The sequence below is a fragment of the Acinetobacter proteolyticus genome (assembly GCF_000367945.1).
Lineage (GTDB): Bacteria > Pseudomonadota > Gammaproteobacteria > Pseudomonadales > Moraxellaceae > Acinetobacter > Acinetobacter proteolyticus.
Genome location: NZ_KB849179.1, coordinates 2083858 through 2098025, shown reverse-complemented (window position 1 = coordinate 2098025; position 14168 = coordinate 2083858). Strand labels below are relative to the sequence as shown.

The 14168-nt window shown below is 40.5% G+C and carries 11 protein-coding genes; 8 read left to right on the top strand and 3 right to left on the bottom strand.

Features of this window, described 5'->3' with window-relative positions; genetic code table 11:
* The first annotated feature begins 554 nt into the window (after positions 1 to 554).
* The 6 genes from F993_RS07275 to F993_RS07300 are packed head-to-tail and all read left to right on the top strand — an operon-like array spanning position 555 to position 10064.
* Entirely contained in the window at positions 555 to 2339 is a 1785-nt protein-coding gene (locus tag F993_RS07275) for an ABC transporter substrate-binding protein (protein WP_004655295.1), read from the top strand.
* An 11-nt stretch (positions 2340 to 2350) separates the two neighbouring features.
* Entirely contained in the window at positions 2351 to 4168 is a 1818-nt protein-coding gene (locus tag F993_RS07280) for an ABC transporter substrate-binding protein (protein WP_004655294.1), read from the top strand.
* Positions 4169 to 4194: 26 nt separating this feature from the next.
* The gene (locus F993_RS07285) at positions 4195 to 6213 is read left to right on the top strand and encodes a M3 family metallopeptidase (RefSeq protein WP_004655291.1); all 2019 of its coding nucleotides are present in this window, start codon (positions 4195 to 4197) and stop codon (positions 6211 to 6213) included.
* Between the two features lie 12 nt (positions 6214 to 6225).
* Entirely contained in the window at positions 6226 to 7164 is a 939-nt protein-coding gene (locus F993_RS07290) for an ABC transporter permease (RefSeq protein ID WP_004655290.1), read from the top strand.
* A 10-nt stretch (positions 7165 to 7174) separates the two neighbouring features.
* Complete coding sequence (locus F993_RS07295; RefSeq protein WP_004655289.1) at positions 7175 to 8317, top strand: ABC transporter permease; 1143 nt, start codon at positions 7175 to 7177, stop codon at positions 8315 to 8317.
* Between the two features lie 13 nt (positions 8318 to 8330).
* Positions 8331 to 10064, top strand: coding sequence for an ABC transporter ATP-binding protein (locus tag F993_RS07300; RefSeq protein ID WP_004655288.1), 1734 nt, complete (start codon positions 8331 to 8333; stop codon positions 10062 to 10064).
* 50 nt (positions 10065 to 10114) lie between these two features.
* On the opposite strand, the gene rluB is transcribed toward F993_RS07300, so the two are convergent.
* The 3 genes from rluB to F993_RS07315 are packed head-to-tail and all read right to left on the bottom strand — an operon-like array spanning position 10115 to position 12498.
* Positions 10115 to 11065, bottom strand: coding sequence for a 23S rRNA pseudouridine(2605) synthase RluB (rluB, locus tag F993_RS07305; protein WP_004655287.1), 951 nt, complete (start codon positions 11063 to 11065; stop codon positions 10115 to 10117).
* 42 nt (positions 11066 to 11107) lie between these two features.
* Positions 11108 to 11707 carry an SMC-Scp complex subunit ScpB gene (gene scpB / locus F993_RS07310; protein WP_004655286.1) on the bottom strand — a complete coding sequence of 200 codons (600 nt, stop codon included), beginning with the start codon at positions 11705 to 11707 and terminating at the stop codon, positions 11108 to 11110.
* Positions 11704 to 12498 (bottom strand): segregation and condensation protein A, encoded by a 795-nt coding sequence (locus F993_RS07315; protein ID WP_004655285.1) that lies wholly within the window; start codon positions 12496 to 12498, stop codon positions 11704 to 11706. The genes scpB and F993_RS07315 overlap by 4 nt, the downstream gene beginning before the upstream one ends.
* 242 nt (positions 12499 to 12740) lie before the next feature.
* Between F993_RS07315 and F993_RS07320 the strand changes: the two genes are divergently transcribed.
* Positions 12741 to 13457 (top strand): GNAT family N-acetyltransferase, encoded by a 717-nt coding sequence (locus tag F993_RS07320; protein WP_004655284.1) that lies wholly within the window; start codon positions 12741 to 12743, stop codon positions 13455 to 13457.
* Between the two features lie 191 nt (positions 13458 to 13648).
* The gene (locus F993_RS07325) at positions 13649 to 14155 is read left to right on the top strand and encodes a hypothetical protein (protein WP_004655283.1); all 507 of its coding nucleotides are present in this window, start codon (positions 13649 to 13651) and stop codon (positions 14153 to 14155) included.
* Positions 14156 to 14168 lie beyond the last annotated feature (13 nt).

The window sequence follows — 14168 nt, the reverse complement described above, 5'->3', positions numbered from 1 at the left end:
AAAATGTGTAAAAGTGTTTTAGTTTTTATATATAAGATTTTCATATTTTTACTAAATATTAAAAATATTGAAATAATTCAGATGTTGATTGGTTAACATAAAGTTCCAAATAAGGTGTGATTTTTTAATGCATTAAAATGAATCATAAAGTTTTATTTTTGCTTTTTTGTGGTGCGTTAAGTCTTTTATTGCTATAAAACATTAGGTTTGTTATTTTTATTTCATTGAAATAGAAAATAATATATAAAAATATGATTTGGCATAAAGTTACTTTTATTTAAGATGCGTGAAAAATAAGTCTGCTTGGAAAGTTTTTTGATTAAAAAATAGGCTTAATTTTTTTATTTGAAAAGTGGCATGAAATTAGCTAGGTAATTTTCGATCTTTAAGGGGTTTTTCTTTTGACTTAATTTTTCCATCTGATAAAAAATCGTTAAATAAATGATTTTTTAATAAAAAGTTGGAATCAGACATGCTGAAAGGGAAACGGTTGTAGTGTTGAATGCTATGCAAAAGTCTAGTATTTATTAAAAAACGATAATGTGAGCAATGATTTGAAGTCAACTTTTTTTACGGTCACTGTATTATCAACCGTTATTGCATTTATGCCGATGGGGTATGCAAAAACACCTGCTCAAGCAGATAAAGTACTCCGTGTTGCATTTGAAGCGCCAGATGATGGTTTTGATATGGTTAAAACTTTTAATTTTTACAGCGGGAATGTAGCCGATGTGATTTTTGAAAGATTGCTTCAATACGATTATCTGGCTAACCCTGTAAAATTGGTTCCGTCGACAGCAGAAAGCCTACCTGTGATTCAAAAAAATGGTCAGGTTTATATATTTAAAATAAAACCAGGGATTTATTTTACCGATGATCCTGCATTTAAAGGCAAGCGCAGAGAGCTAGTTGCAGAGGATTATGTCTACTCCATTAAACGGATATTAGATCCTAAAAATCACGCTTCATCATTTTCTTTTATTGATAATAAAATTGTGGGCGCCAATGCTTTGGTTGATCAAGCCAAAAAAACCGGCACATTTAACTATGATGCCAAGATTGAAGGCGTCAAAGCATTGGATAAATATACGATTCAATTTACCTTGACGCAACCTGATTATAATTTTCCTTATATTTTGGCCTATAGCACCTTTGGTGCGACTGCACGTGAAGTCGTTGAATACTATAAAGATCGTTTGGCTATGCATCCTGTGGGAACAGGACCTTATATGCTGAGTAAATATGTCCCCCGCAGCAAGATTGAATTGGTTGCCAATCCAGATTATCGTGGTTTTGTCTGGAATTTTAAATCGACAGGCACAGCATGGGATAACCAACTGGTTAAAGACATGAGTGGCAAGCAAATGCCGCAAATTGGCAAGGTCAATATCAGCATTATCGAAGAAGAACAATCACGTTGGCTCGCTTTTCAGTCCAAACAACTGGATTTTGATAAGGTCACTGAAAATGCAATTCCTAAAGTGCTGGATCAAAATAATCAGTTAAAAGCTGAAATACAAAAACAGGGGATACGTCTCTATGCCAATAAAGAGGCAGAGATCACCTATTCGATGTTGAATATGCGTGATCCTGTTGTGGGTGGCAATAGTTTGGATAAAATTGCATTAAGACGTGCAATTGCGATGTCTTTTAATGTCAATGAATATATTCGTATCTTAAGAAAAGGACAGGCGGTTAAGGCTGAAATGCTCGTTCCAGCGGGTATCAGCGGTCATAATCCAAATTATCGCAGTAGCATTGGTTACAATCCTGTGTTAGCCAATAAATTATTGGATCATTTCGGCTATCAAAAAGGCCCAGATGGCTATCGTAAGCTCCCAAATGGTAAACCTTTAACCTTAAAAATAAATACAGAAACGGGATCAGCCAAGGTGATCTACTCAGAGCTTTGGAAAAAAAGTTTGGATGCAATCGGGATTCGAGCAGACTTTAAAGTCAGTAATTTTGCCGATAACTTAAAAGCCGCAACCCAGTGTCAATACATGATGTGGAGTGGCGCATGGCATGCCGATTATCCAGAGGGTGAAAATTTCACCCAGTTGCTTTATGGTCCGAATGTTGGTCGTGGTAATCAATCCTGTTATCAGTCAGCTGCTTATGACAATTTATATAAACAGGCGATGCAGCAAGCCCCTGAAAAACGTATGCCATTCTATGAAAAAATGAGTCGCCAAATTGAAGCAGATGGAACGTGGATTTTACAAGATACACGGATTCGGAACTGGTTGATTCAACCTGAGGTGCAGGGCTTTAAAGCTCATCCAATTATGAATACCAACTGGCAATACTTAGATATTGTTTCACCAAATCAAAAATAAGTGATGTGTTTATGATGAAGCAAAATTTTAAACTTTCGATGCAACGGATTAGTCTGGCGCTGTTATTGGGGACAACATTAAGTCTAGGGGTAACGATTACAGAAGCGAAAAGCCCTGCCGATCCAAAAAAAGTTTTACGTTATGCCTTTCCAGTGGCGGAAACGGGATTTGATCCCGTAGCGACACAAGACTTGTATTCGGCCCATGTCCTATATTCGATCTTTGAAACGCTCTATACCTATGATTATTTAGCTTCGCCTGCCAAGTTGGTACCGAAAACGGCAGTCGCACTACCTGAAGTGAGTGCAGATGGGTTGACCTATACCATTCGGATTCAGAAAGGGATTTATTTCACACCTGATCCTGCATTTAAAGGCAAGCCACGTGAACTCACCGCTGCGGATTATGCGTATTCATTCAAACGCTTACTTGATCCAAATCTGCATTCTCCAAACAGTTGGTTATTTGAAGATAAAATTGTGGGTATTGAACCACTTATTCAACAAGCCAGTAAAACAGGAAAGTTTAATTATGATCAGCCAATCGCGGGACTACAAACGCCTGATCGTTATACTTTGGTGATTCGTTTAAAAGAACCGAATCATAATTTTCCGATGCTATTGGCGCATCAACCCACGGGTGCAGTGGCACGTGAAGTGATTGAAAAATATCGTGATAAGGCGGGCTATGTGATGGGACGTCCTGTGGGAACAGGTCCTTATATGCTGTCACATTGGACACCAGGTTCACGGATTATATTGAAGGCAAATCCAGATTATCGTGGTTTTACATGGGACTTTAAGGCCAGCACTCCTGAAGATCAAAAAATCGTACAACAGATGCAAGGCAAAAAAATGCCACAAATCGGTGTGGTCGATATTCAAGTCATTGAAGAATCACAATCGGGTTGGCTGTCATTTCAGAAAGATGGTTTGGATTTATTTACACTTGATGGTGAATTACCTGCACAGGCTTTGCAATCCGATGGTTCATTAAAACCTGAACTTGCTAAGAAGGGCATCCAACTGTCTCGTATTTCAGATCCTTCGATTGATTATTTGTATTGGAATATCCAAAACCCTGTGGTCGGTGGTTTTAGTAAAGATAAGATTGCATTGCGCCGCGCGATGTCCATGGCAGTTTCTAAAGAAAAATTTATCACGGTCTTGGCCAAAGGCAATGCCCAAAAATTAGAATCACCGATTCCATATGGTGTAGCAGGGCATGATCCAAATTATAAAAGCAGTATTCCTTATTCTGTAAAGGCAGCCAATTTGCTATTGGATCGCTACAACTACAAAGTAGGTAAAGATGGTTGGCGAACTTTACCTGACGGAAAGCCTTTAGTGATTGAATTTATGCCATCGACCAGCAGTGCACGAAGTATGCAAATGGCCGAGTTACTCAAGAAAGATTTAACCAATATTAAAATTAATATGGTATCGAAGCCAGTTCCTTTCGCAGAAGGTTTAAAAGCGGAGAAACAATGTAAAACCATGTTTAAGGCTTCGGCTTGGATTGCAGATTATCCTGACGCAGATAATTTTGTGCAGTTGTTTTATGGCAAAAATATTCATGCAACCAATCATACCTGCTTCAAATTACCCGAATATGACCGTCTCTATGAGCAATCGTTGAGACTTGAGGATGGTCCTGAGCGCGATATGCTGTATCGCAAAATGTCACGGTTATTAGAGTTTTATTCACCCGTACAATTTATGTCGACGCGTTACCGGACCGTGGTCGCTCAACCACGTGTGATTGGTTATAAAAAACACCCTGTTCTGCCAGCAGAATGGATGTATATCGATATTCAAGACAAGAAATAACCAACAAATTAAATTGGAGAAAGCGCATGGCGAAAAGAATATTAAAGTTATCGACACTGGGACTGTTATCGATGGCGGTCACGGGGATGAGTCAAGGCATTTGGGCTGAAAATACAAGAACCACATTACCGATTTTAAAAACCAGTGAAAGCGCACAATGGTGTGATGCCAACTTACAGACATTTAAACAGCGTATTTCTCAACTAGAAAAACAAACAGTAAAACCGCAATCTGATGCCGCGCCTGTATTGGCAGAGTGGGATCAGTTAATGGCAACTTTCGAGGATTTTGCCGGGCCGATTAGCTTATATAGCAATGTTGATCCAGATGCTAAATTACGCCAAGCGGCTGAAGATTGTGAAGTCAAACTCAACCAACTCCAAACCGAAATTTATCAGAATCCGAAGTTGTATCAACGTTTTAAAAACACTAAAGCCAACGATGCAATCGATACTAAGTACCGCCAAGATATTCTCGATGCCTTTGAAGATACAGGGGTACAGCTCCCCGCTGCAAAAAGAGCACGGGTCAAAACGATTTTTGATGAACTGACCAAACTTTCGCAAGAATTCTCTCGCAATATTCGTGATAATCCAGAAAAATTAGAATTTACGCCTGCCGAGCTAAAAGGCTTACCAGATAGTTATATTTCAGGCCTGAAGAAAAATGACAAAGGCAATTATTTATTAGGTTTTGAATATCCAGAGTACCAACCCTTTATGGAGTTGGCCGACAGTGATGCTGCACGCAAACGTTATCAAACCGCATTTACACGTCGTGGTACAGAAAAGAATTTAGTGTTGCTGAAACAGATTATCGACTTACGCTATGAATTGGCGCAACTGTTTGGTCAGCCAAGCTATGCCGATTGGGCGCTAAAAAAACGTATGGCGAAAACACCAAAAACGGTTAACACCTTCTTGGCAGATGTACACAACGTTGTTGCACCGCTTGAGCAAAAAGAAGTGGAAGAACTCCGTGCTTTTAAAGCCAAAACCTTGAACACAACTGTAGAAAAAGCTGAAATTAACCGCTGGAATGTCAATTATTGGAGTGAAAAACTTCGTAAAGACAAATACCAGATAGACCAAGAAAAACTGCGTGATTATTTCCCGACCCTAGCTGCACAGAAATGGTTATTTGCGATTTCTTCCGATCTTTATGGGATTGAGTTTAAACCAGCCAAAGTCGAGGCATGGCAGGATGAAGTTGAATATTACGATGTTACTGACAAAAACACTGGTGAAGTGCTTGGTGGCCTATACATGGATAAATTCCCACGTGAAGGCAAATATGGTCATGCAGCGGTGTGGGGCGTATATGGGGGCAGTACTTTAAGCAAGCGTAAACCGATTTCTGTACTGGTGACCAACTTTAACCGAAAAGGTTTAAATAGTGATGAACTTGAAACTTTTGTGCATGAGTTTGGTCATGCCTTGCACGGCATTTTATCGAAAACCCGTTATTCAGGTCAGTCAGGCACCTCGGTAGAACGTGACTTTGTTGAAGCACCTTCACAAATGTATGAAGAGTGGGCACGCCGTAAAGAAACCCTCTCTAAAGTAGCCGATTATTGTGATCCAGCTTGTCCACGTGTTGATGATGCACTAATCGAGCGTCTGAAATCAGTACACAATTATGGACGTGGTCTTCGTTATGCACGTCAAACCCTATATGCACAATATGACATGGCTTTACATGGTGCGGATGCATTGAAAGTACAGCCGATGGATGTCTGGAAAAAAATGGAATCAGCAACCGCATTGGGCTATGTACCAAACACTGAGTTCCCTGGGCAGTTTGGCCATCTGATGGGTTATCAAGCGGGCTATTATGGTTATATGTGGTCTGAAGTTTTAGCCTTAGATATGTTGTCCGCTTTTGGCGATAATTTGAATAATCCAGAAGTGGGACAACGCTACCGTCAGGCGATTTTGTCACAAGGCAGTCAAAAGAATGCAGCGCAACTGGTCAAAGACTTCTTAGGCAGAGAGCCAGATAACAAAGCCTTCTTTAATGAAATTACAGGTCAACGGGTCAAATAAGGATTTGCCATTATGCTTGCTTATGTCGTGCGTAGACTATGGCAAATGATCCCGACCATGTTGGGTGTCATTTTGCTGATTTTCTTCTTGTTTAACTGGGTGGGGGGCGATCCTGCATATATCTTGGCAGGGAAGATGTCTAACCCCGAGCAAATTGAAAACATCCGTAAACAGTTAGGAGTTGATCAACCGTATTATGTGCAACTCTGGATTTTTATTAAACAGATTCTGACGTTTGATTATGGTGCCAGTTGGAGTACAGGCGAATCTGTTTCACAGATTATTCTGACCCGATTAGGCCCATCATTGACCTTATTAATTCCACTGACCATTTTACAAACCGTGATTTCAATTATCTTGGCGTTGGCGGTTGCATCAGTACGTGGTTCGTTGACTGATCGTATGGTGATGATGCTGTGTACCATTGGTATGTCGATCAGTATCTTGGTGTATATCATCGTGTTCCAATATGTGCTGGCTTATCAGTTAAGCTGGTTCCCTGTACAGGGCTGGAGCGATAGTTTTAGTCAAAACTTATTCCATTATGCCTTGTTGCCGATCTTAATCATGTTGGTGGTGAGTATTGCCCCAACACTACGTTTATATCGCAGCTTTGTCTTGGATGAAATTAACCAAGATTATGTGCGAACTGCGCGTGCTAAAGGTGTAGGCGAGTCTCGTGTCCTCGGTGTGCATGTATTGCGTAATGCATCGATTCCAATTGTCACTGAAGTGATGGCCAGTCTGCCTGCCTTATTGATTGGTGCTTTTTTGATTGAGCGATTCTTTGGTATTCCGGGGATTGGGCGAGAAATTATTATTGCGGTTGAACGCAGTGATTTTCCTGTGATTAAAGCCATCACCGTATATATCGCTGCTGTCACCATGATTTTTAATTTGATCGCCGATCTGATTTATAAGCTCCTCGATCCTCGTGTACAGTTGAAATAGGAGGATGACGATGCTCAGTACAATTTTTAAAGGCAAAGCCTCCTCAAATGAATCTTCTGCGTCAACAGGACTCTGGTATTTAGCCTTGAATCGATTGAAGTCAGATCGAATCGCCGTGGTGTCTTTTGTCGTCGTATTATTTTATTTCATCCTGCTCGCTTTATCGATGACAGGGGTAATTGCCTCAAACTGGAATAAAGAAGTTGCAGTCAGTTACGCACCACCCACTTTCTTGGGTGCGGATACAGAGTCAGATCAAATTAAGGCAACTACAGAAAACACAGCAACTTTGCCTGAAAATCCTGTTGATCCTCTGAAAGACGTGATTCAGCAGCTGAATGCGGAAATTCAAGCTGAACAGCAAGGTGGTTCAGTCATTGATAATTATGGCGTGGTTGATCCTTTGGCTGAGGATATGCAGCAGATCGACCAGCAACTCGGTGGGCATTTACTGGATCAAAAGCAAGAGCTCAAAACCACTTTACCTTTTGGGGCGGATAAGTGGGGACAAGATGTGTTGCTAAAGACCATTAAAGGGGCTGAAACTTCAATTCTGGTCGGTTTATTGTCTGCTTTATTGGCGGTGTTGATTGGTACTTTCCTAGGTGCAATTGCAGGTTATTTTGGTGGCTGGGTCGATGATATCCTGAACTGGTTTTATAACATTTTCACCTCAATTCCTTATCTGTTATTGGTCTTGGCTATTGCCGCAGTCCTACAACAAAAAGGCATTCTGTCGATTGTATTGATCTTGGGTTTAACGGGTTGGACGGGAGTATTCCGTCTGATTCGTGCCGAATATATGAAACATAAATCGCGTGAATATGTCCTTGCAGCCAAGGCCATAGGAGTGAGTCATCTGCGCCGTATGTTTGTGCATATATTTCCAAACGTGAGTCATATTGCCTTGGTACAGATTTCGATTTTGGTGGTGTCATTCATTAAATCTGAAGTCATTCTGAGCTTCCTTGGTTTTGGTGTGCCTGTTGGCGTGGTGTCTTGGGGCAGTATGTTGAATGAAGCACAAAGTGAATTGATTTTAGGTAAATGGTGGCAATTGGCTGCGGCATCTATCGCAATGGCGGTGTTAGTCACTGCATTCTCGATGTTTACCGATGCCTTACGTGATGCTTTAGATCCTAAGTTGAAATAGCGGAGAGACAAATATGCAATATCAGAATGAAACAACGCTATTACAAGTAGAAGATCTTCGGGTCAGCTTTAAGGGTGAAAATAAACAATGGATCGAAACAGTTAAAGGGATTTCATTTTCAATTCCTAAAAATAAAACCGTAGCGTTGGTTGGAGAGTCGGGCAGTGGTAAATCGGTCACTTCCTTAGCTGTGATGGGGCTATTGCCTAAAGGACAAAGTCAAATTGGCGAACAGAGTCAAATTTGTTTTGAAGGACAAGACTTACTGAATTTATCGGCTAAAGAAATTCGGAAAATTTGTGGTAAAGACATTGCCATGATTTTTCAGGAACCGATGTCCTCGTTGAATCCAGTCTTTACAGTGGGAGATCAAATTGCTGAGGTGTTATGTATTCACTTAGGCATGGGACGCAAGCAGGCCAGAGCACGGGTACTTGAGTTACTGAAAGAAGTGGGTATTCCTGCACCGGAAACCAAGATTGATGCTTATCCAAGTCAGCTTTCAGGTGGTCAGCAACAACGGGTGATGATTGCGATGGCAATTGCCTGTGAACCAAAGTTACTGATTGCCGATGAGCCGACCACGGCTTTGGATGTCACCATCCAAAAGCAAATCATTGATTTATTAGAGTCATTACGACAACGCCATGAAATGTCGATGCTGTTTATTACCCATGATTTAGCTTTGGTGGGTGAAATCGCGGATGAAGTGATTGTGATGCGTCATGGTGAGATTCGGGAAAGTGGTCCTGTTAAGCAGGTGTTGGAACAACCGCAAGATGTGTATACCCGTGCTTTGTTGCATTGCCGTCCACAGTTGGCGACTCGTCCATACCGTTTGCCTGTGACCAGTGATTTTATGCAGCAGGACGAAAATGGACAGTTGATCGAAACCACCAATCTGTCTGATTTAAACCTGAAACAACGTGCTCGTGGTCTGACTGGCGATGAACCCATTGTTTTAGAAGTAAAAGAGCTGAAAAAGTCATTTTATAGCCGCAAGGGCTTGTGGGGACATGAAGAATTTCAAGCCGTTAAAGGTGTCTCTTTTCAATTGGCGAAAGGTAAAACCTTGGGACTAGTTGGAGAGTCGGGTTCAGGTAAAACCACGATTGGTTTATTATTGATGCGCTTGCATGAAGCAACAGGCGGACAAGCTTTGATTGGTGGCAAAGATATTCTGGCGATGAGTGAGAAAGAGTTTTGTCAGTATCAACGTAAAATTCAAATCATTTTCCAGAACCCATATGCCTCACTCAATCCACGCTTTACCATTGGACAAATTTTATTGGAACCGATGCGGATTCATGGTATTGGTCAAAATGATACTGAGCGCAAAAAGATGGCATTGGAACTGTTAGAGCGCGTCAGTTTACCAGTGCAAGCCTATGACCGTTATCCACACGAGTTTTCAGGTGGGCAACGGCAACGGATTGCAATTGCACGTTGCTTGACCTTAAAGCCTGAAATCTTGATTTGTGATGAATCGGTTTCTGCACTGGATGTATCGGTACAGGCGCAGGTGCTGAACTTATTGCAGGACTTACAGGATGAGTTTGGTCTGAGCTACATCTTTATTTCACATGATTTATCAGTGGTGAAATATATTTCCGATCAGGTGATGGTGATGAATCATGGCGAGTTGGTTGAAATTGCCAATTCAGATGAACTGTATTTACATCCACAACATGAATATACCAAAAAGCTGCTGAATGCGATCCCGCAAGGTATTGTTCAGCATAGTTAAAGCCAAAAAAACGCTCTTATTAGAGCGTTTTTTATTTTTAGGATCAAGAATTAAAACTTCTTGAAGCCTTTATTGAAACCAATGGTTTTACGACCATTGTTATTATTTGTATTGCCATTTGGACGTTGTTGCTGTGACTGATCTTGTTGCTCATCATCACGACGTTGCTGACGTAAGTAACCGCCACGACGTGCCGCCATTGGCTTTTCAGACATACGTTCGGTACGGCGTTTTGCCATACCGAATAGACCTGTACCTTGACGTGGTTTTAATTCCACAGATTTCGCCAAGTTGTCGATATCTGTTTTATCTAATTCCATCCAACGACCTGTACGTAATTCACGTGGCAAAATCACTGTGCCGTAACGGGTACGCAATAAGCGGCTGACTTTTAAGCTTTGTGATTCAAAGATACGACGAACTTCGCGGTTACGGCCTTCTTTAACCACCACTTGATACCAACGGTTGATACCATCACCACCGATTTCAGAGAATGATTCAAACTTGGCTGGGCCATCTTCAAGCTCAACACCTTTTAGCATGTTATTGCGAATTTGTGGTGTTACTTCGCCCATGACACGAACCGCGTATTCACGCTCAACTTCGTTTGAAGGGTGCATTAAACGGTTGGCAAGTTCCCCATCATTGGTGAATAACAATAAACCAGTACTATTAATATCTAGACGACCCACCATGACCCAACGATCATTGGCGATTTGAGGTAAATGATCAAATACGGTTGGACGCTTTTCAGGGTCATTGCGTGAACAAATTTCACCTTCTGGCTTATAGTAAATTAATACACGACGACGAATTTCGTCTTCAATTTGGAATTGTACTTTACGACCATCGATACGGAGTTCATCACCTGGTTCGATACGTTCACCGACTTGGGCAATACGGCCATTAATACTGACACGACCAGCAGCAATGACTTCCTCCATATAGCGACGCGAGCCTAACCCGACTCTCGCTAAAACCTTTTGTAATTTTTCACTCATGACAGCACAACCTTAGACATAATGATCAACAGTTCACCTTTCTCAAGACTTCGGCGCATGTGCGTCGAGTGTCATGAATGCTTCCTTGGCGTTCTGCAGGGGAGGCAATTGACCTAGCGAAGCTAGACCAAAAGCATTTAAAAATTGGGGCGTTGTGATTAACAACGCAGGTCTTCCAGGTAAATCTCTGAAACCAGCTTCTTTAATCCAGTTCCAGTCGAATAGCGTTCTTAAATTCTGGCTATTATTGGAGACACCACGAATCTGTTCAATATCGGCACGTGTGACAGGCTGATGGTAAGCAATCACTGCGACAGTTTCGAGTAATGAAGGTGACAACTTGGTTGGACGCTCTGGCCAAACCTGCGCAATAACATTTCGATATTTGGCACGTACTTGAAAGCGAAAACCTTGTGCCGTTTCAATCAACTCGATTGAACGACCGTGTTGTAACATCGCCAGTTGCTGTAAAAACGTGCGTAATTGCTGCTTATTATATTGGTTTTGAAAGGCTTCTTTTAGACGTGCAAGCGAAACTGGTGAGTCACTGGCAAATAGAATCGCTTCAATTTGCAATAAAACTTCATGATGAATGTCCTCAAACGACATGCCTTCATTTTGTTCAAATTGATCTAAACTCATGCACTCACTCCTTGAATCGTTAAAGGAGCTTCAATGCCTGTATGGATAATCTGAATTCTTTGCTGACGTGTTAATTCAAGTACCGCCATAAATGTAACCACCATCCCCATACGACCTTGCATGGGATTTAATAATTCAATAAAACTCAATGCCTCACCTGATGCGAGCTGGCTTTCAATAAAGGCAATACGCTCTTCTAATAATACAGGCTCTTGTGCCACCACATGGGTGATGGGTTCAGGGCGATTAAATACGCAAAATAAAGCATCATGCAAGGCAGTAACATCATAGCCTTCATAAATCGGAGCGATGTGCCCAATACTGACATTGGCGCTAAAAGTATCGCGCTCGAAGATCGGCATTTGTCCCAATCGTTCAGCGGCTTGTTTAATGCGTAAATAAGTTTCCAAACGATCAATTAATTCTTGTTTTGGATCTTTTTCGAATTGATCAACAGCGACGGGTTTAGGTAGGAGTAAGCGTGATTTTAAATCGGCAAGCAATGCGGCCATGACCATATAATCAGCCGTAAGCTCAATATTCAACGATTTCATACTATCCATATAAGATAGATATTGAGTGGCAATCGGGGAAATATCGATGTGTAATAAATCAAAGCCATTTTTTTGAATCAGGTAAATCAGAAAGTCTAGTGGACCTTCAAATTGTTCCAGCAAAATTTCAAACGCGGCAGGCGGTATATATAAATCTTCAGGTATGACTTCCTGCCACTCGTCAAGCACGCGAATGGAAGGAGTGGACTCCAAAGTTTGGGGGAGAATTTGGTTCATTACCGTTATAAGCCACGCGAATTTTCAAAAGCATGAAAGATATAATTTTTTGTGCAAAGAAAGGCACATGCTACCAAGAGCAGCTCTATTCTAATCGAAATTGCCAATTTAATAAATTACCTACTTACAAAAACCTTAAAGTTCTCAGGGTATTTTCTATATTTATGCAAGATTACATAGGTCATAGAAAAAACTTATGCTTAAATTAGCAACGAAAACCATTCTTTCTATTATAAATCACGATGAAACATTATTTAAAAACACAACAGAATCAATTTGGGCAAACTGTCGGCTTTGCCCTAGAGCATCACCCTAGCCAGCTGATTCAACATGATTTGAATGGGCAAGATGTCAAATTGATACATATTTCAGGTGAAATCTCTGATCAGGCAGCAAGCCAAATTTGGGAAGCGGTTGCAACCGAAGCCGATGCGGCCTGTTGGACGTATTTGCCTTATGCAGCCCCACAAAGCCAAGCTTTGTTAAAACAGGATTTGCAAAATCTATTTAGCTTTAAAGCGTCGACCCATTTTTTAATTGAAATTAATGGTGAGATTCAAGGCTGGATTGCACTATTAAATCCAAGACTGGAACAGGGGGCGATTGAAATAGGCAATGTTTATTTTTCCCATCGGATGAAAAAATCCAAAGCTTCAACCGAGGTCATCTTCTTACTATTACAACAATGCTTTGACCATGGGTTTAGACGTGTAGAGTGGAAATGTGATGATTGTAATGCGCCTTCTAAAGCCGCCGCTTTACGTTTTGGTTTTCAGTATGAAGGTTTATTTCGTCAAGATCGAATCACTAAAGGGCATAATCGCAATACCGCATGGTTTTCAATTATTGATGAAGAATGGCCTGATTTAGCAAAAATTTATCAGCAATGGCTCAGTCCAGATAATTTTGATGCGCAAGGTTTTCAGAAGCAGCGTTTATCTGATTTTTTTGAAGGCTGATGAGCGATTATTAAAATTCGCTTATGCCTTTTTTAAATAATTCATTATAAAGCAACCGTTGATTTTCTAGTCATCGGAAAGTAAGGTTTTTTGATTTATTTTATTGAATTTAATAAATATTTATAAATAATAGCTCGATCATTAAATGAGTGAGAACTCATAGACTATAAAATTAAATAATGAGGACTAATATGAATATTAAATTTGTTGCAACGGGCCTAATAATTATTGGTGCTCTATTTTGGGGGACTGAGATATATTGGGCCAAGCACTTTGAACAGCAGGCCAGAGACCATTTCAAAAGTATGGCTTTTGTACAGCAAATGAATGAGGCTATGAGTCGAGCGGGCTACCCGATTAAAGTGGATGCACTCAATCAATACCCTCATGTTTTAGTTTATGTCACTTTAACTGAACCAATGACAGAAAACGTAAATAGAGATGATCTAAGAGGGGAAATGGAAAAAGCACATTATCAGATGACATGCGGTTATTTTGATTATATTCAGGAAAAAGAAGCCAGTGACAAATATAAAGATATTGGCAAAGGGGTTGTGAAAGTTATAGAAGAGGATCAGCCAGCCACAACTTATTTTTTTAAAACTTATGATGGTAATGTGTTGTATGAAAAAAAACAGATACTTTCAGAGTGTTCAGAGTTTTTTAAACTAAAGCAAAGTATCGGATATATCTCTTAATTTAAATACGTTG